Genomic DNA, 17,860 nt, shown 5'->3' with positions numbered 1-17,860 from the left:
TTTTGCGGTCTTCAAACAATGGTTTTTTTGGGATATGAATGGCTTTAATTCGTAAGCGTCGTTTAACTGAACAACAGCAACGTCGTATTGAAAAACAGCATAAAACTCGCCAAGAAGAGATCGATACTTCACAGGATCTAGATGGACTCGTTGTACAACATTATGGCCGTCAACTTGAAGTACAAGCTCTCTCTGTACCTGAGCATCACCCAGAAAAACCACAAGTTGCCGAAGGAGAACCAGAACCATTCTGGAAACCGATCGAGCTCCATAGCGTTTGGCGTTGCCATACTCGAACTAATCTCGAGTTACTTGTAACGGGTGATCGTGTTAAATGGCAGGCAGACCCAAATACGGGTTTAGGCATTATTACAGCCATTCACCCACGTACATCTTTACTTACCCGCCCTGACCGCTATCACAAAGTTAAACCAGTGGCCGCGAATATCAGTTTGATTGTGATTGTATTTTCACCGCTTCCTGAACCAGCTCCAACGTTAATTGATCGATATTTAGTCGCTTGTGCAGATGCAAACATTCCTGCTCTTTTGGTCCTCAATAAGTCTGATTTACTCACTGAAAATGACCCAATTCTTACCCTATTAGAAGAATATAAAACGTTGGGTTATGAGGTGATGATTTGTCAGTCTAAGAAGGGAGATATCTCTGCTTTATCTGAGCGTTTAGATGGTGAAACCGTAGCATTTGTAGGCCAGTCAGGCGTAGGGAAAAGCTCTTTAATTAATGTGCTCATTCCAGATGCAGAGCAAAAAACCAATGTTATTTCTGAAAACTCTGCACTTGGACAACATACGACAACCTCTACGCGCTTAATCAACTTCGGTAAAAATGGTGCCTTAATTGATTCTCCGGGAATTCGTGAGTTTGGGCTTTGGCATCTCGATTTAGAAAAAATTCGTATGGGCTTTCCTGACATTGCCGTACATCTAGGATCTTGCCAATTCCGTAATTGCACACATACTCATGAAAAGAATTGTGGGCTTAAACAGGCCGTTGAAGCGGGTGAAATTTTGCCAAGACGTTTAGATAGCTTTTTGCGTTTAATCGATGAGATTCAAGAAGCGCAGCAAAAAAACTGATTTTCTGCCCTATTTGCCCTTGAAGTGGTGATTTTGATCACCATCTATATACGCTATACTCTAGGTCAATTTTGTTTTTTAATTTTTTTAGGTGACTTGTGGAACGCTGGTTAGAGTTTATGGGGAATCACCCCATTTTGTTTGGTACGCTCGGAGTCTTGATCGTGTTGTTCTTCATTTTTGAAGGTCAACGTAATGGTCGTAAAATTTCTCCACAGTCGCTTGGTATTTTAGTGAAAGCGAAAAATGCTCTTTTGATTGACTTACGCGATAGCAAAGATTTCCGCGAAGGTCACATTAGTGGCAGTCGCAATATTCCGTATAGCCAAATCGCAAGTCATGCTGACGAATTAAAAGCAAGTGACCGTCCACTGGTATTTATTTGCAACTTGGGGCAAGTTGCTGGAAGTGCTTTGCAAAAAGTTGCTCACCACGATAGCTATCGTCTTGATGGTGGTATTAGTAACTGGAAAGCACAAGGCTTACCTCTTGTTAAAAGCAAACCAAAAGCTTAAGGAGAATTATCATGGCTGCAAATGTCATTGTTTACTCAACTTCTGTATGCCCGTATTGTGTTCGTGCTAAACAGTTACTTGAGCGTAAAGGTGTTGCTTATAAAGAAGTAAATCTTTCTGTTGAAGCACCAGAAGTACGTGTTGAATTAATGCAACGCACAAATCATCGTACTGTCCCACAAATTTTCATTAACGATCAGTTTATCGGTGGTTTTGACCAACTTTATGCTTTAGAGCGTGAAGGTAAACTCGACGAATTATTGGCTTAACATCGCATCCATATTAAGGAAAAAACAATGAGCGAAGAACAACAAGTTCAACCACAATTAGCTTTAGAGCGTATTTATACAAAAGATATTTCTTTTGAGGTTCCTGGGGCGCAGGTTTTCACAAAACAATGGCAACCTGAACTTAATATCAATCTTTCTTCTGCTGCAGAAAAGATTGACCCGACTCACTTTGAAGTTTCTTTAAAAGTTGTGGTACAAGCCGATAACGACAACGAAACAGCATTCATTGTAGATGTAACTCAATCAGGTATTTTCTTGATCGACAACATTGAAGAAGAGCGTTTACCTTATATTTTAGGCGCATACTGCCCAAATATTTTGTTCCCGTTCTTACGTGAAGCTGTAAATGATTTAGTAACTAAAGGTAGCTTCCCACAGTTACTTCTTACTCCAATCAATTTTGATGCAGAGTTTGAAGCGAATATGCAACGCGCTCAAGCTGCTGCTGTTGAAGGTCAAGCTTAATTTTTTAGCTTTTCCTTTTAATAAAAAAACCGCGTATTACGCGGTTTTTTTATGTGTGCTATTTAGATTCTTAAAGATCAAGTGAATGAAGCTGAATAGACGGAAACTGAAAACCACGGCAAGATAACTCTGAACGCCATGCAACAGTTAATATCATATTACCAACAATAAAATTCTGATAAGCAAATGTCCCATTAAGTGGGTGAGAACAGATTCCACCATGATCGGTAGGATGTGCCTGAGTATTTAATGTATTTAAATCTAGGCGTATGCCTAGTCCTGAAGCTTTTAAAACGGCTTCTTTAGTGGTCCAGACTTTGAACCAATATTCTCTATTTTGTTCTAAGCTTAGCCATGTTTCATATTCATCGGGATGAAAGGCATGTTTTGCTAAAGCATCTAAGCGTACATTTCGATCCAGTTCCTCAACATCTACCCCAATATCTTTAACTTGTTCGCTCATGGCTAAAGCGTAGTATTGTTGGCTATGTGAGTGATTAAAATGCAAAGTGTGATTTAACAAATAAGGTTTACCATGTTCATGCTTGGCAAACTCCAATTCCATTGACGTGAGTTGGAGTTTCTCTGCAATCAGTCGATTTCTGACACTCTGTATTTGTTGTTTTTTATAATGATTAAATGAACGGAAGTCTGGAAAATCTTGTTTAGACTTTAAAAGAAGCTGAGATAATGCCTGTGTATAGACTTCAATTTTGCGCTTAGACATTATCTCGACCTTACTAAAAATTATTAGAATTTAACGACATCGCCTTTTAAAGCAACACCCGCCATCATGGTGCCTTTATAGCAATCGTAAGTTGTCGTACTCGTTGTTTCATTGGCTTTAAAATAGCTCACAATATTGGTCACGGCGTTTGCCCCTTGTGCTTTGGCATTGTTTTGCATTTGGATTAGTGCTGAACGCAAAACCCAGTCACAAGAAGTTGCTGCCGACTTACCAAAACCATTGGTCTTTTTATTCGTCACAGCATCTTTTTGAATAACTTTACCACCAGACTTTGTACCCTTTAAATAAAACTTTACCGAACCATCCAAAGTCCCATCTGCAACCGCACGGTCTACAGCTTCTTTAAAATTTAACTGATGTACTTCATCTCCAGCCTGAACAGTGGCAGTAAAACCCGCACTTAGCATTGCTATAAATAAAAGTTTTTTATTTAACATTGTTGTGTTCCTTATTGTTTAACACGTTTAAAAATAAGCGAAGTATTAATTCCACCAAAAGCAAAGTTATTGCTCATAATAATGTCAGCATCCAAATTTCTCGGCTGCTGAACGATATAATCTAGTTCACCACATAGCGGGTCGATTTCATCTAGATTTAAAGTTGGAATAAAACGGCCACGATTCATCATTTCGATGCTTAACCAAGCTTCAATAGCCCCACACGCCCCCAGCGTATGTCCAAAATAACTCTTTAAAGAGCTGATTGGTTTATAGCCTAAAACTTTTGCAGTGGCTTGGCTCTCTGCCACATCGCCCTGATCAGTTGAGGTACCATGCGCATTCACATAAGCAATGTCTTTAGCCTCTACAGATGCATCTTTAAGCGCTAACTCCATACAGCGCCCCATCATTTCTGATTCAGGACGAGTTACATGTTGACCATCGGTATTGCTACCATAGCCAATCACTTCTGCATAAATATGAGCACCTCGTGCTTTGGCATGTTCATATTCTTCGAGAATTAAACACCCTGCCCCTTCACCAATCACTAATCCATCTCGTTTAGCATCAAATGGTCGTGGTGTTTTTTCAGGTTGATCATTCATTCCACTGGTCGCGAACAATACATCAAAAACCGCTGCACCTGCCACACTGAGTTCCTCTGCACCACCCGCAATCATGACCTGTTGTTTGCCATATTTGATTGCTTCATAAGCTTGCCCAATTGCCATGGAACCAGAGGTACATGCGCTTGAGGTAGGTAAAGTTAATCCTTTTAGACCAAAATATACAGTCATGTTCACCGCACTGGTGTGGGCCATCATACGAATATAAGTGGTGGCATTAATCTTACTCATGCTCTGGTGAAGCAACATGCTTGCAAACTCACCCACGGCATCTACGCTACCCGCAGAAGACCCAAAGGCAACACCCGCTTCGCCACTAGACAAAATTTCATGCCCGAGCAAACCAGCATTTTGTAAAGCAGTTTCGGCACAAACCACAGACATGAGCGCTACACGTCCCATCCCACGGGTAACCTTACGGTTAAAATATTTTGGAACATGAAATGTTTCAACAGGCCCAGCAAGCTTGGTCCGAAGGTCAACATATTGCTCCCACTCCGGCATGTAGCGAATACCGCTTTTAGCAGCTTCAAATCGCGCAAAGATGTCATCGGCAGTTTCACCTAAAGAGGTAATTCCTGCCATTCCTGTCACAACAACACGTTTCATCAGATCAATCCCCCATTCACAGAGATCACCTGTCGAGTTACATACGAAGCTTCATCTGAACACAAGAATTTCACTACGCTCGCCACTTCATCAACCTGTCCCATGCGTTGCAACGGAATCATTTTAAGCGCATGTTCTTTGACTTCATCTGTCACCATTTCGGTTTCGATCAGTCCAGGAGCTACACAGTTCACAGTAATTTTTCGCTTCGCCAATTCGAGTGCTAAGGCTTTGGTCGCACCAATCAGACCTGCTTTTGCAGCGCTGTAATTGACCTGTCCACGATTACCCATAATTCCAGACACAGAAGATAAAGTGACAATACGGCCACCTTTGCGTAAGTGAATCATTGGCATGATGAGTGGTTTTAAAACATTATAAAAACCATCTAATGAGGTTGAAATAACTTCATCCCAATCTTGATCTGTTAACGCAGGAAAAGCACCATCATGAGTAAGACCTGCATTCAATACAACGCCATAGAATCCACCATGCTGCTCTACATCTTGTTCTAGAATTTGTTGAACCGTCTGGCGTTCATTTACATCAAACATTAGATAATGGCTATTTTGTCCTAATGCTTGAATCTCTTGTACGACTTGCTCAGCCTCTGCCTGACGCGAACGTGCATGTACGGTCACATCAAAACCAGCCTTTGCTAGTTGTAATGCAATCGCTTTCCCAATTCCTCGACTTGAACCTGTTACTAAAATTCGTCTTGTCACAATGTATTCCTAATTCTTTGTGGTTATTCAAATGGTGATTCTGTTGGCTCAAATACACTTAAGGTTGCCTGAATGCAGTGCTCAGCATATTGAATTTCACAGGAAAATTGCCCAAGTCCTTCATGAAAATATTGTTGTTCTATTTGAATGATCAATCGTGAACCTAAGGCGAAATAAGGGATCGGTAAATTTAATTTACGCGTTCCCAATAAAAAACCGACTTTTGGTGCTTGTTTTGACTGCTGACCTTGCCAGCCTGAATAAGCACTAATCGTTTGGGCCATAATTTCAATGCTTGCCCATGTCGGCAAACCTTCTGCTTCACAAAACATCAGCTCTGGCGTAATCGTGAGTTCTGCTTGCGCTCGCCCTTCCGCAACCTCGGTTAAATGGTCAATAAATACCATCGGTTGCTCATGAGGAATATATTGAATTGCATCTAGTTTCACTAGGGCTTCACTCCAAAAACAAGACTAATATTACTTCCCCCAAAAGCGAAAGAATTACTCATGATATAGCGGATGGGCTGTTTTAGTTCGGCATTTTGCACATAGTTTTGGTCAGCCAAATCTGGATCAATCTCAACACTTTGATGTAAAGGCAACCAACTTTGATCTTTTAAAACTTGTTCACAAACAAAAGCTTCTATGGCACCCGCTGCACCGAGACAATGTCCCGTTTTATGTTTTGTACTACTTAAAGCAACTTGGTAATCACCAAAAACTTGTCTTACAGCCTTAATTTCCATTGCATCATTTTGTGGAGTTGCTGTTCCATGCAAATTGATATAACCCACCTCTTGAGCGGAAATATGTGCCATATCTAATGCACGTTGCATAGCTAAAGCGGCACCTTTACCTTCAGGGTGCGGGGCTGAAATGTGCCATGCATCCATGGACTCACCCGCCCCCATTAACATGACAGGTGCTTGTTCTTTACTTAGTACAAAAAACGCAGCGGCTTCACCAATATTAATACCATCACGGTTTAGACCGCAGGGTTGGCAAATATGTTCAGATAAACTTTCTAGGCTATTAAACCCATTTAGAGTCAACTTACACAAGGTATCGACGCCACCGACTAACACAACATCGGCTAAATCTGCGTGAAGTAATCTCTGCCCTGCGGCTAATGCTTTAGCGCTTGAAGAACAAGCTGTTGAAATCGTATATGCTGGCCCTTCCCATCCTAAGTACTGCTGTAATGCTTTCGCTAAACAGCTCATTTCTTGGGGATAGTGTGATATCGATAGATCTGTTTGCCCTTGAAAATATTGCTTAAGTAAGAGTTCATTATCTGCAATACCAGAAGTCGATGTGCCCACCACAATCGCCAAACGTTTATTTTCAAAGGATGCCGTATAGGCTTTTAACTCTGTTTCAATTTCAGATAATGCGGTTAATGCAAAGCGTAGATTACGTGAATCTACAGACTGTAAAGTATCAGGTACGCTCGAACATAATGGATGCGTATATTGTCCCACCCAAACATCACGATCAGCGATTAAATCATCTCGCAAATTCAAGGTTTGCTGCGGCTGTTGTAATGCCTGTTTAATTTGATTAAGTTCGCTGCCTAATGCAGATAAACCAACACTAAATTGTATGCCTACTGCCATTGGAGCTGCATTTGCTGAAGGTAAATGTTTCATGGCGTAGGGCTTTCTTCTGTCTGCAAGGTGTTCTCAATCGAACTCAGCGTCATGGTATAAGGGACTTGTTCATTAATCAATTCAATGCTTCCTTGTCCCTGTTTAAGCTGTAACACAGGCTGCTTTTCGATATAAATAACCTGCATGCCAGCTTGTTGTTTCATCTCTACGGCTTGCTGCCCTAACTGTGAAAATTGAGGATATGTCGCAAACAAAAGATCACGTACCACAAACTCAAAAGGCAATAAACGCATTTGATCAATACGTTGTTCAACATGAACCCGATGCCCATCAAACTGTAACTTAAATAATTGCTGACCTGTCAGGCTCAAAGCAACCATATCTAGTACAGCACCCTTTTGCTGTTGATATAGCAAGAAGCTAAAACTTTGCTGCTTCCACTGGACCTCAACCTGATCTTGTCTTTGATAAGTCTGAGCCTGCCATAGTGGACTTTGCAATCCTTTGGCATGTGGCATAACCTGACAACCATTTAAAAATATCAAGCTACTGAGTAATATCGTTGCCCATTTGCGTTGCATGGTTATCCCTCAAGTACCTGTTCTTGCGCCAAGCCTTCACGACAATATTCTGCTAAAGTGCTGAGTCTACGTTTGGCATTTTTATGGATTGGATTTTTTTCATCCCACGCATAACCAGCCAATAATGAAGAAATCATACGGCGAATGCCTTCATTCTGATTTTGCGAAAACACCACATCTTGGAACTCACCTTCGTACCATGATTCAACATAGGCACGAAACACCTGAATACCACAGCGTAATGGTTTTTCATATTCTTCTAACCAGTCGACTTGCTGACCTTGCAAAACTCGTTCAACCAAAGGAACCGCCAAACTTGAAGATTTAAGAGCAATCGTCACACCTGATGAAAAGACTGGATCAAGAAACTCACCCGCATTACCTAATAGCGCATAGTTGCGGTCTGCCAAGTGTTTTACATTCGCTGAGTAGCCCACCAAGGTCCGCACTGGCGTATCAAACTTTGCACGGCGCAAGACATGTGACAAGCTTGGTTCATCGGCCAAAATACGCTTAAACATTGCCTCAGGCTCATTATCTTCAGCATTTTCGACAGTGTATTTGTCAAAAAAATCTTGTTCTGCAACGACACCGAAAGAAGCTCGTCCATCTGCAAATGGAATCAGCCAATACCATGCACGATGATCTTTTTCATGGACAGTAATTAAAATTTTATTACGGTCAAATTCTGGATCATCCGTAATTCCGTCTTCAATATGGGTAAACAACGCACGTCGTACCGGAAAATTTGATGGACTTTCTAGATCTAATAACTTTGGCAAAATTCGCCCAAAGCCACTCGCATCTAACAAAAATTTAGTTTGAATCTGATAACGCTGTTGTTCTTCATCTAATACAGTTAGTACAGGCTGTTCATATGCAACATCAACATCTAAAACTTCATGCCCAAAGCGTATATCAGCACCATAAGCTTGAGCCTGTTTTGCTAGTAAGTTGTCAAAATCAGCACGGCGAACTTGCCAAGTTGTGCCCGGACCATCCGTAAATTTTTCTGTAAAGTCATAAAAGCTATACTGTTTGCCACGTAAAAAAGCCGCACCATTTTTAAATTGAAAAGCATATTGTTCAACATGCTCACGGACCGTTTCTAATAAACCAGCCTCTTCTAAAAATGCCATAGATTGTGGTAGCAATGATTCACCAATCGAAAAACGAGGGAAATGCTGTTTTTCAATGACCGTAACGGTATAGCCCTTTTTTTGAAGAAGTGCAGCAGCAGAACTACCTGATGGCCCAGCCCCAATAATCACGACATCAATTTTTTCTATAGTGCTCATAGCACAACTTCCTTTTTAATTTATTCAAATTATGAATGGTCTTGTAAATTCACGATATGTTTTTCATCTGCAGGGGTTAATAAAGTCGCATAAATAAACGAGAAAATAACCCCGAATAAAACCGTTAAACCAAAACAATGAATTGCGTAAGTATGGCTAAATGAAAGTAATCCAAAGCCGAGTAAGGTCGACATCATACATAAAAATAATGCCATTCCAACTACTTGTGGATGATCATGTCCATGTCGATAGAATATTGCATAGTCAACTCCAATTCCGATAATCAGAAAAGTTGCCATAATACTAAATAGGTTAATCTCGACACCTAACCATGCCTGAACAGCAAAAGTGCTTATTAAAGCCAAACTGACTGGCAAAACCAAAGGCACAATCGAACTTAGTCCATAAATAAGTGCTAAACCAACTGCCAGACCAATTAAGGCATAAATCAGAAGATGTTGGGCCTGCACTCGATGTTCAGCAAACATTTGCGACATTTCGATAATCGGTTGCTGGAAATGTATATGCTCATTCTGTAGTTGCTTTAATGCGTCAGGTTGTTTCACCCCTGTCACCATAACTAATCGCTCATTGGCTTGAGATTGTAAAAAAGCTAAAGGGTGATCTTTAAATACTGAAAAATCTAATAACGGTTGTGCCGCTAGTTGCTGTTGCCACTGTAAAACATCAGTGATATTTAGGCCCATACTTTGTGCATATTGCTGCAAAGTCGCTTTTGGAATATTTCTTAATAGTTGTAGATTATTTTGCTGCTCTGCCAATGGTGGAATCCATTGACCTAAAGCTTGAAATGCACTGATTTTTCCGTTTGTTTGCAACTGTTGTAATTGCCCTATCAGTTGCTGCTCTTGTTGCTGCATTTCATTTGCAGATGCTGCACGCACCACAAAATAATCACTACTTTGTTGCTGACCAAATTGCTCACGAACCGCTTGGTCCTGCTGCTTCAAACTCGTGTCCATACCTTGTAAATTACGAATATCATCGTTACTTTTAAGATAGAAAAGACTCGAAGTACCTACTGCTAAAATGACTGCAATCAAGCTATAACGAACTTTGGCACGCTGTTGAAACCATAAGCGTGCTTGTCCAATCCACGATAAAGCTTTTATTGCTGGCTGAGCATTGAGCGCAGGTAATCTTGGTAATAGCAGTACACTACTGATCCACGCCGCAGTTAATCCTACAATTGAAAAGACCGCAATCTGCTTAAATCCTGGAAATGGGGTAAAACTCAAAAATATGTATGCAACTAATGTGGTCATTAAACCCATAAACAAACTTGGTAATAGCGGTTTTAAAATTTGAAAACCACCAAGCGTTCTATGCTGCGATTGCATCGCCATAAAATAAAATGAAAAATCGACACAGACACCAATCAGACTCGCACCAAACACTAATGTCATCAGGTGAATTCCACCAAACATCCAGTGGGTCACGGCAAATGCCACAAAGCTTCCAGTCGAAACTGCAATAAACTCGGTTGCCAAAGGTCTCAGTGAGCGAAAGCCGAACCAAACCAGAAAAATTAAGCCTAGTGTCGAGCCAACACCAATAGTTGAGATTTCCTGTTTAGCCGATTGCGTACCAAAATTTGAAAATAAAATAGTTCCAGTCCAATGAGATTTTAATCCCATTGCAGCTAGCTTTTGCTTAGTTTGCTCAATCCAAGTAGAGGTCTGTTCTTGATAATCAATATTGTATGGACTTTGCGTCAACTGTAATACGAAAAGCCGAGAGATACCTTGTTCATGATGAATCGTGGCAAAGCCCTGCTCCATTTCAATATCTTGTTGCGACGGGGTTGCCAACTGCATGGCATAACGAGGGAACAATAATAGCGGGTCTTGCTTAAGTGATTCAGCAGTGACAGGCATGCCTGGACTCATCATCTGCATCAGACTTTGTTCAGTCAGCGCAGCATAGTCCTTTTTTTGCAATAAGGCTTGATCTTGAGTACTCAACAATCCTGCTCGATGTTGATACAACTGTTTTGCAAATTGATCAAAATCAAGTTGTGGCTTCAGCGGTTGCCACAACTGGCTTTGCTTGGCCTGCGCTGTTAAGAAATGAGTCGCTTGTTGTATTGCAGTCTCATCTTTGGCATCTACCACCACAAATACTTTATTGTTGAGTTGCTCATTCATGTATTGCTGAGTACGTGCAAGTTCTGGGTCTTGCTGAACTTTAGGCAATAACGCAAAAATATTGGTCTGAATATGAATATCTTTATTCAGCCACGTCACGCCAAGCCCCACCGCAATCAGTAGCAGAGCAATTAACCAAAGCGCGGTGAACTTATTTTGCCAGTTGGAAAATCGCATGCTCAGCAGCCGTTAGATTCGTCGGTTGAGAAGTCTGATGACTAAAGCGAATGGTCGTTAAATTATTCGCTTTCTCGGTAATCACGATTTGATTAACATACTGTTGTCCTTGAGCATCAACACGCACAAATAACTTTTTAAACAAGCTACTTTTCGGAGTTAAGCTCATGCTCCAACCCGCTGGACTATAATTCGCACTTACTACATTAAAATTCTTTGCCAAAGCCTGTTCATTACCAGACATGAGCTGTAAGAATAAAGTCGCGACCGAACTATATGGCGATTGATCAACTTGTATTTGGCTAAATGTACGCTGAGTTTTCTGTACCAATTTGGTTGGGGTAACGATCAAATCTGCTTGCACAGGTCGTTTGATTTGCCATGCTACACCATAAGATTTTGAGAACAATAAAGAGCCGTTCGATACAAAAGTTTTATTTAACGATGGCAATTTTTTTTGCTGTTCGAAATCAGCACGAACCGTAGGAGACTGTGACAATTGCTGAAAAATTTGAGTGATCTGTGTTGGCGCTGCATAGACCGCACTTAAACTGCTCATCCAAACAGCAGCACCTAAACCTAAAGTTTTGATGAATTTAGACATCACGCATTCCTCTTCGGTTGAAACTCAGACCATGCATTTAAACGATCAAACAAAACTTGAGGCGACTGGAAACACATTTCACGTGCTTCAATATTCACCGCAACCTGTGTGGTATAACCTTTAGTTAAACGTTTCCCAGACTCAGCATCAAAAATCAAATAATCGATTTTCAAACGGTTTTCCCATTCTTTTAAAATGGCCCGAACCCGAATCTTTTGTTCAAACTCAATACCGTATGCATAGCGAACATGGCTTTCAATCACAGGCCATGCATAGCCCGATTCTTTCATCTGCATATAGTTGTAATGAAATTGATCGAGCAATTTACAGCGCGCAATCTCAAAATATTTTAAATAGTGTCCATGCCAAACCACATTCATGGTATCGACATCATGAAATGGAATTTCAATGATTACATCTGCATGCATTGGCTCACCTTATCCCATAAATTCAGGTTGATTAAACAATTCAAATTGGTCTAAACGATCAACAATCTGTTGTAATTCAGTTTGTAATGGTCGGTCTTCTTCGACAAATGCAAAGCTTTGTAAGGTCCATTGCATAAATGCCTGCAATGTTGGACTTAACTGTGTGGTGAGGCCTTTCAGATGAATTGCCTGCACACTTGCACAGCACAGCGCTGCAATGACTTGCTGTGTCAGGGTAATCACGCGGCTAGCATCACGAGCAGCAATGGTTCCCATGCTGACTTTGTCTTGGTTATGACATTCGGTTGAACGTGAAAAAATTGAAGCTGCCAAAGTATTTTTCAAGGCTTCAGCCGTCCACGCCGACACCCCAATTTGTACCGCTTTAAAACCATGATTCAGTGGTAAACGTTCAGCTGTCGCACCTGTTAAATTACGTGGCAAACCATGATTCATTTTGTGGTCAACCAACTGTGCAATTTGTCTGTCCATCAAATCAGCAATATTGGCAATCATAATTTTTAAGCTATCCATTGCCTGTGCAATATGTCCACCGTAAAAATGACCGCCATGCAATACACGCATCCCTACAGGATCAATCAATGGATTGTCATTACTTGAGTTCAACTCATTTTCAATGAACTGACGTAACCATACTTTTGAGTCTTCAAACACACCAATAATATGCGGTGCACAACGAAGCGAATAACGGTCTTGCAAACGTGGGCTTTGATGTGCTGTTTGTACTTCACTATTCAGCCAGTCACGTAATTGCTTGGCAATGTGTTGCTGTCCCGGATGGGGCTTCTGTGCAAACAGGACTTCATCAAAATGACTAGGGTTACCTTCCAAAGCCAATACATTTAGAGCAGTAATTAAAGTACTTGCAAGTGCAATTTGCTCTGCTTTTTTATAGTTTAGACAAGCAATTGCCGTCATCACCGCTGTGCCGTTCATGAGCGCCAAACCTTCTTTTGGTCTGAGCGTTAAAGGCTGCAAGCCTTTTTCAGCATACACCTGAGCAACTGGAACAATATTCCCATCAACATACACATCACGCTCACCGACTAAAGTTCCCGCAATGTAAGACAAAGGCGTTAAATCCCCGCTTGCCCCGACTGAACCTTCAGAGGGAATGACTGGAATTACATTTTCGTTCAGCAACCAAACCAAGCGCTCAAGTAATGCTATCGACACACCAGAATAACCACGAGCTAACGAACATAAACGTGTCACAACTACTGCACGTGCAGTGATGACATCTAAATTTTCACCTAAACCACAACCATGAAAACGTGAAAGATGCAGCGGTAGTTCATTGACCTGATTTAATGGCACTTCAACCAAACATGAGTCACCATAACCCGTAGTCACACCGTAGATAACCCCTTCTTCTTCAAGGAGTTGATCGAGAAAATCAGCGCCTTTCTGAATTAGTTCACGCCACTCAGACGTTTCTGGTAAAGCAACCTGACATTCGCCTCTGGCTACAGAAACGACATCTTCAATACTCAGTGGCTGTTCACCTACGGTTAGCACACGCATGTTATTTCGTCCAAAAATTATAAAAATTAAACCATTGATAAGGGGCACGCAGACAATGCTGTTCTAGTACGGCAACGTATGTCTTAGTGATGGTTTGCATACTTTCAATACGGTTAGCGCGAGGTAAATTTATCTGCTCGGCAATTGAATGAATATGCACTTGAAAATGCTGCTGCACCCGATAGCAAAACACAGCAATAACAGGCACTTTAAGTAAATTTGCTAAAATCCATGCACCTTGTGGGAAAGCTGCTGACTCTCCTAAAAAATCAACATGCTGTACACGATCTGACTGCACAGGTACTCGGTCTACCGCCAAAATTACCCACTCACCTTGCTGCATTTTGTCTTGCAGCAGCATGGCAGTTTCAATACCCAGCTCATCAACTGATAAAAGACACACATCTGCCTTATCATTTATTTTTTTCAAAAACTCATTAAATTTTATCGCGTGCTTTTGGTAAACCAGCACATTAATTTTCTGCGGATGCTCTGACTTAATGGCTCGAAGCAATTCAATATTGCCAAAGTGAGAGACAATAATCAGAGCACCTTTTTGATAATGCTGTGAGAAGTTTTCATGTCCAAAAACTTGCAGTTCCTGTTCGGGAATATTACCTAGCCAACCCTCAATCTTATCTAAAATACATTCGCCAAATTGCATGAAATGCGCATAGCTATTTGTCCAATTTGGTTGGTGGCTAAAGGGAGACTGCGATCCAGCAAAATGATGCAGTTTTTGTAAATAAAGTAAGGAGGCCTGCCTTGCTGTGACAGCAAATAACCAGTACCACATGATGACGAAGTACATCACAAACTTGCATAACCAACGTCCACCAAAACGGTAAAACCATAACATCAGCATGAGGGGCAACATCCCGCCTCGCTCTTTAATGTCATTCCATTTTGGTGAAGCTGAATCTGTCATAATCAACCTTGCAGCTTTTGTTTTAATAGCTTCGGTAAGCGAATCAGCATGCCCATAAACAAGGTTGCATGCGCTTTGCTTAGCCCTAAGTTATCTCGCCAAGCATGAAAATGAGAAATACCCTGCTCTGGATAAACCACAGGTGTTGGTACATTAATAAAAGGGGTATTTTCCCATTTTAAACGTACTAAAATTTCACTATCAAAACCCATACGCGGCTGAAATTTAGCACTATTCAACACCTTTATCGTGCTCTCGAGCGGATATACGCGAAACCCGCACATGCTATCTTTAATTTCAAAAGATAAACTATTTAACCAGACCCAAAAATGAGTAATGTAACGGCCATATAAGCGCTTTTTAGGAATAGAGGCATCAAAGTATGGCTGACCAATTACCATTGAATCGGGATGCTGCCGAGACTGCTCAATAAATTTTGGAATGTCATCCCAGCAATGTTGACCATCCGAATCGAGTTGTAATGCATGGCTTAAACCAAGCTCATAGGCCGCACGTAATCCCGTCATGACTGCCTGACCTTTACCCTTATTCACCTCATGCTCAATAAGATGAATTTGGGAATATTGCTCTGCCAACACTTTTAAAATTTGGCTACATGAAGCATCACTGCCATCATTGACCAGAACAATCGGTAGATCAAAACTGTTCAGATAAGAAATTAAATCTGCTAAATAATGTGGATGGTTATAAACCGGAACAACAAAGCCGTAATTGGTCTGCATTTTTAACCCTCTACTTCCGTTTGCAAAGCAAATAATAATCGCCCTGAAGCCAGAATTTGTTCTGAATCACGTAGTTCAAAACTCACTTTATGCTCTTTTCGAGAAAACTTGAGTTGTACTACAGCATAAGGGCGAATCAGGTTTTGGAATTTTAACTGCTCATATCCCTGACACCAGCTCAAATCAGACCAAATTGATTTAGCAAAGTGTTGTAAAAAGCCTATTTGCCCAACCCCAGGATAAATGGGTTGTGTTGGGAAATGCCCTTTAAAACAAGCCAACTCAGGTGGAAATTCTAATTCCCAAATGTGATCATCTGAATTTTGAGACTGTGACAGCACCACGGGTTGCAACATAGGCTTAAATAGAGTTTTCAAATAGTTTTTATTGAGTTTAGACTGAGTATTTTGTGGTAACTGACTGAGGAAACGCCACTGACGTGGAATTGCGATCGTTTCTAAGCTGTCTTTTAATTGTTGTTTTAAATGGTTAACAAAAGCTGATTTACCCTGTTGCTGTAACTGTTCACGAGCTTGTTCTGTTAGAACGACAATACAACCCAACATTTGGCGTTGCTCATGTTCAAATACCAATACATGGCATTGCTTTACGACATCTAAAGCTTGGATGCTTTGCTCGATCGCATCTAGACTTAAACGTTTTTCTTCAAGTTTTACAATTCGATCTGTACGTCCCATCAGCTTAAAGATCTGACATGTTGTATCTGTCCATACCGCACCATCACCTGTGGTAATCCAGCTATTCTCAAAGGCATGATTACTCTTGACCATAAGCTGTTGCTCTTCAATACGAATAGCCACATTACTAAATGCAGTCCAAGCATCTTCATCTTTAGCACGATGGGCAATACCACCAGTTTCCGAACTTCCCAAAACTTCAATAATCGGACGATTTAGTAAAGGACGAACACCACTTTCTAGCTTGCCCCCGGAACTAAAGACCATCTGGCAGTGTTGTAAAACAACATCGGTTGTCCAGCGTTTTAATAAAGCAGGACTTGAGATCAAATAATTACTTAACCCTATTGTTTCTAATTGTTTTTGGGCTTGTACCACATCTTCAGGGAATGCCATTTGAGGATTATAAAAACTTCGACCTGTAGCAAGTGGTAGTAGTAATTTAAACAGTAATCCATAAATATGTTGATGACTAACTGTTGCAATCGCAGTTGCATGTTCATCAAAGCTAAAACTCTGACTCAACCCTTGGACTTCGTTAAGTAATTGTCTAAGTGTTCGTGGAATTTTTTTAGGTTCCCCAGTTGAACCCGAAGTATAAAAATAGAGTTGAGCCTGCTCTAAAAAAGTATCGTCTAACATTAAAGATAAAGGAACAACCTCTCCAATTTCTTGACGCTTTAAAAAATAGATCTGCTGTGCTGAAAAATCCTGTTCTAATTCACGCACTCGATTGGGTGGCAAAAGTATTTGCTTTTTCGCTAACAAAGCAGCAAAGAATAAAACCAGAAATTCATAACTATCCGCTTCCCATAAAGCCCAAGTTAGATTTTCCATTTGAGCAATTGCAGCAGCTTGTAATGCCACATCTTGCCAAAATTGATTAAAACTGGTCGAGTTTAGAGTACCGTCTATACAAAGTGGCTGAGCTGAATCGATGAATTTCTGAAAATGGCAATACATAGTTTTTAATTAATGATTTGAAGAATGTAAACGCTGATGTCGCTTACGCAAAATAAATTCACCAAGGAACAAAATGCCCATCAGCACATAAGAAATAAAGCCATTATAAATGACCCAAACCTGAGTTGAGGTAAAAAGCACAGTGCTTAAAGCAATCAATGCATTACAAAAAAAGAAAACACACCAAACTTTGGTGACCTGTCTGGTCCACTGTACACCGGAAGCAGGTAAATCAGGTTCAACGAGTCGGGCAAAGCGCTCAATCATAGACGGCGGCTTAATGAGCGTCAGCGCAAAAATAATTAATGCACCTAAACTCATACCCACTGGATATAGCTTTAGCCAAGCATGGTCATGTGACAATAAACTCAGGCTACCGCAAACGATGGCAAAACCCGTTAATGGCCATAATAACGAGTTGCCTTTGCTAAAAAGTCTGATCACACCCAACCCGATGAGTAAAGCACTCACCCAGACAAATTGGCCGTGACTCAAACTCCAGCCCACAATAAAGGGATACAGCACAAAAAGTGCCGTCATTATGAGCCTGTAAATTATTTTGTGTAAGTTCCATTTTTTATAAATGATCTTTTAATC

At 40.8% G+C, this 17,860-nt stretch carries 20 protein-coding genes; 4 read left to right on the top strand and 16 right to left on the bottom strand.

Translation table 11 applies throughout. The features are described from left to right. Nucleotides 1–38 precede the first annotated feature (38 nt). From rsgA to secB, 4 genes are all read left to right on the top strand, one after another. On the top strand, nt 39–1,100 hold the full coding sequence (gene rsgA, locus B806_RS0118170; RefSeq protein ID WP_017385753.1) for a ribosome small subunit-dependent GTPase A: 1,062 nt from the start codon (nt 39–41) through the stop codon (nt 1,098–1,100). 98 nt (nt 1,101–1,198) lie between these two features. Beyond that, complete coding sequence (locus B806_RS0118165; protein ID WP_000443006.1) at nt 1,199–1,615, top strand: rhodanese-like domain-containing protein; 417 nt, start codon at nt 1,199–1,201, stop codon at nt 1,613–1,615. 11 nt (nt 1,616–1,626) lie between these two features. Continuing rightward, nucleotides 1,627–1,884, top strand: coding sequence for a glutaredoxin 3 (gene grxC / locus B806_RS0118160; protein ID WP_002114715.1), 258 nt, complete (start codon nt 1,627–1,629; stop codon nt 1,882–1,884). Between the two features lie 27 nt (nt 1,885–1,911). Beyond that, nucleotides 1,912–2,370: a protein-export chaperone SecB gene (gene secB / locus B806_RS0118155; RefSeq protein WP_002115005.1), complete on the top strand. Its 459-nt coding sequence runs from the start codon at nt 1,912–1,914 to the stop codon at nt 2,368–2,370. Between the two features lie 70 nt (nt 2,371–2,440). Here secB and B806_RS0118150 read toward each other — a convergent pair whose 3' ends face one another. Genes B806_RS0118150 through B806_RS0118075 form a run of 16 tightly spaced genes read right to left on the bottom strand, consistent with a single transcriptional unit; the run spans nt 2,441 to nt 17,803 of the window. After that, entirely contained in the window at nt 2,441–3,097 is a 657-nt protein-coding gene (locus B806_RS0118150; RefSeq protein WP_017385752.1) for a 4'-phosphopantetheinyl transferase superfamily protein, read from the bottom strand. Nucleotides 3,098–3,120: 23 nt separating this feature from the next. Then, nucleotides 3,121–3,555 carry a hypothetical protein gene (locus B806_RS0118145; RefSeq protein WP_017385751.1) on the bottom strand — a complete coding sequence of 145 codons (435 nt, stop codon included), beginning with the start codon at nt 3,553–3,555 and terminating at the stop codon, nt 3,121–3,123. An 11-nt stretch (nt 3,556–3,566) separates the two neighbouring features. Then, complete coding sequence (locus B806_RS0118140) at nt 3,567–4,793, bottom strand: beta-ketoacyl-ACP synthase (protein WP_017385750.1); 1,227 nt, start codon at nt 4,791–4,793, stop codon at nt 3,567–3,569. Then, on the bottom strand, nt 4,793–5,518 hold the full coding sequence (locus tag B806_RS0118135) for a 3-ketoacyl-ACP reductase FabG2 (protein WP_000198397.1): 726 nt from the start codon (nt 5,516–5,518) through the stop codon (nt 4,793–4,795). Before B806_RS0118135 ends, B806_RS0118140 begins: the two co-directional genes overlap by 1 nt. A 23-nt stretch (nt 5,519–5,541) precedes the next feature. Continuing rightward, a complete protein-coding gene (locus B806_RS0118130; protein ID WP_000762337.1) occupies nt 5,542–5,967 on the bottom strand; it encodes a 3-hydroxylacyl-ACP dehydratase in 426 nt (141 codons plus the stop codon). Beyond that, on the bottom strand, nt 5,967–7,169 hold the full coding sequence (locus B806_RS0118125) for a beta-ketoacyl-[acyl-carrier-protein] synthase family protein (protein ID WP_017385749.1): 1,203 nt from the start codon (nt 7,167–7,169) through the stop codon (nt 5,967–5,969). Before B806_RS0118125 ends, B806_RS0118130 begins: the two co-directional genes overlap by 1 nt. Beyond that, entirely contained in the window at nt 7,166–7,711 is a 546-nt protein-coding gene (locus B806_RS0118120; protein ID WP_017385748.1) for a DUF3261 domain-containing protein, read from the bottom strand. The genes B806_RS0118125 and B806_RS0118120 overlap by 4 nt, the downstream gene beginning before the upstream one ends. Nucleotides 7,712–7,713: 2 nt before the next feature. Continuing rightward, on the bottom strand, nt 7,714–9,009 hold the full coding sequence (locus B806_RS0118115; RefSeq protein WP_017385747.1) for an NAD(P)/FAD-dependent oxidoreductase: 1,296 nt from the start codon (nt 9,007–9,009) through the stop codon (nt 7,714–7,716). 29 nt (nt 9,010–9,038) lie between these two features. Further along, nucleotides 9,039–11,354 (bottom strand): exporter, encoded by a 2,316-nt coding sequence (locus B806_RS0118110; RefSeq protein ID WP_017403320.1) that lies wholly within the window; start codon nt 11,352–11,354, stop codon nt 9,039–9,041. After that, complete coding sequence (locus B806_RS0118105; protein WP_017403319.1) at nt 11,329–11,958, bottom strand: outer membrane lipoprotein carrier protein LolA; 630 nt, start codon at nt 11,956–11,958, stop codon at nt 11,329–11,331. Before B806_RS0118105 ends, B806_RS0118110 begins: the two co-directional genes overlap by 26 nt. Continuing rightward, nucleotides 11,958–12,386 (bottom strand): acyl-CoA thioesterase, encoded by a 429-nt coding sequence (locus B806_RS0118100; protein WP_000542808.1) that lies wholly within the window; start codon nt 12,384–12,386, stop codon nt 11,958–11,960. Before B806_RS0118100 ends, B806_RS0118105 begins: the two co-directional genes overlap by 1 nt. A 9-nt stretch (nt 12,387–12,395) precedes the next feature. After that, nucleotides 12,396–13,931 (bottom strand): aromatic amino acid ammonia-lyase, encoded by a 1,536-nt coding sequence (locus tag B806_RS0118095; protein ID WP_017403318.1) that lies wholly within the window; start codon nt 13,929–13,931, stop codon nt 12,396–12,398. A gap of 1 nt (nt 13,932) precedes the next feature. Beyond that, nucleotides 13,933–14,859 carry an acyltransferase gene (locus tag B806_RS0118090; RefSeq protein ID WP_017403317.1) on the bottom strand — a complete coding sequence of 309 codons (927 nt, stop codon included), beginning with the start codon at nt 14,857–14,859 and terminating at the stop codon, nt 13,933–13,935. Nucleotides 14,860–14,861: 2 nt separating this feature from the next. After that, on the bottom strand, nt 14,862–15,602 hold the full coding sequence (locus B806_RS0118085; RefSeq protein ID WP_017385742.1) for a glycosyltransferase family 2 protein: 741 nt from the start codon (nt 15,600–15,602) through the stop codon (nt 14,862–14,864). A gap of 2 nt (nt 15,603–15,604) precedes the next feature. Beyond that, nucleotides 15,605–17,263: an AMP-binding protein gene (locus tag B806_RS0118080; protein ID WP_017385741.1), complete on the bottom strand. Its 1,659-nt coding sequence runs from the start codon at nt 17,261–17,263 to the stop codon at nt 15,605–15,607. A 9-nt stretch (nt 17,264–17,272) separates the two neighbouring features. Next, nucleotides 17,273–17,803: a septation protein IspZ gene (locus tag B806_RS0118075; RefSeq protein WP_000125719.1), complete on the bottom strand. Its 531-nt coding sequence runs from the start codon at nt 17,801–17,803 to the stop codon at nt 17,273–17,275. Nucleotides 17,804–17,860: the final 57 nt, after the last annotated feature.

Origin of the sequence: Acinetobacter sp. TG2027 (genome assembly GCF_000302435.1) — a bacterium.
Taxonomy (GTDB): domain Bacteria; phylum Pseudomonadota; class Gammaproteobacteria; order Pseudomonadales; family Moraxellaceae; genus Acinetobacter; species Acinetobacter pittii.
This window is presented reverse-complemented; position numbering and strand designations above follow the sequence as displayed.

Excerpts from the sequence above, each read along its gene's own strand:
- rsgA (WP_017385753.1), top strand. The coding sequence starts at position 39 with ATGGCTTTAATTCGTAAGCGTCGTTTAACTGAACAACAGCAACGTCGT.
- grxC (WP_002114715.1), top strand. The coding sequence starts at position 1,627 with ATGGCTGCAAATGTCATTGTTTACTCAACTTCTGTATGCCCGTATTGT.
- secB (WP_002115005.1), top strand. The coding sequence starts at position 1,912 with ATGAGCGAAGAACAACAAGTTCAACCACAATTAGCTTTAGAGCGTATT.
- B806_RS0118150 (WP_017385752.1), bottom strand. The coding sequence starts at position 3,097 with ATGTCTAAGCGCAAAATTGAAGTCTATACACAGGCATTATCTCAGCTT.
- B806_RS0118145 (WP_017385751.1), bottom strand. The coding sequence starts at position 3,555 with ATGTTAAATAAAAAACTTTTATTTATAGCAATGCTAAGTGCGGGTTTT.
- B806_RS0118140 (WP_017385750.1), bottom strand. The coding sequence starts at position 4,793 with ATGAAACGTGTTGTTGTGACAGGAATGGCAGGAATTACCTCTTTAGGT.
- B806_RS0118125 (WP_017385749.1), bottom strand. The coding sequence starts at position 7,169 with ATGAAACATTTACCTTCAGCAAATGCAGCTCCAATGGCAGTAGGCATA.
- B806_RS0118120 (WP_017385748.1), bottom strand. The coding sequence starts at position 7,711 with ATGCAACGCAAATGGGCAACGATATTACTCAGTAGCTTGATATTTTTA.
- B806_RS0118115 (WP_017385747.1), bottom strand. The coding sequence starts at position 9,009 with ATGAGCACTATAGAAAAAATTGATGTCGTGATTATTGGGGCTGGGCCA.
- B806_RS0118110 (WP_017403320.1), bottom strand. The coding sequence starts at position 11,354 with ATGCGATTTTCCAACTGGCAAAATAAGTTCACCGCGCTTTGGTTAATT.
- B806_RS0118105 (WP_017403319.1), bottom strand. The coding sequence starts at position 11,958 with ATGTCTAAATTCATCAAAACTTTAGGTTTAGGTGCTGCTGTTTGGATG.
- B806_RS0118100 (WP_000542808.1), bottom strand. The coding sequence starts at position 12,386 with ATGCATGCAGATGTAATCATTGAAATTCCATTTCATGATGTCGATACC.
- B806_RS0118095 (WP_017403318.1), bottom strand. The coding sequence starts at position 13,931 with ATGCGTGTGCTAACCGTAGGTGAACAGCCACTGAGTATTGAAGATGTC.
- B806_RS0118090 (WP_017403317.1), bottom strand. The coding sequence starts at position 14,859 with ATGACAGATTCAGCTTCACCAAAATGGAATGACATTAAAGAGCGAGGC.
- B806_RS0118085 (WP_017385742.1), bottom strand. The coding sequence starts at position 15,602 with ATGCAGACCAATTACGGCTTTGTTGTTCCGGTTTATAACCATCCACAT.
- B806_RS0118080 (WP_017385741.1), bottom strand. The coding sequence starts at position 17,263 with ATGTATTGCCATTTTCAGAAATTCATCGATTCAGCTCAGCCACTTTGT.
- B806_RS0118075 (WP_000125719.1), bottom strand. The coding sequence starts at position 17,803 with ATGACGGCACTTTTTGTGCTGTATCCCTTTATTGTGGGCTGGAGTTTG.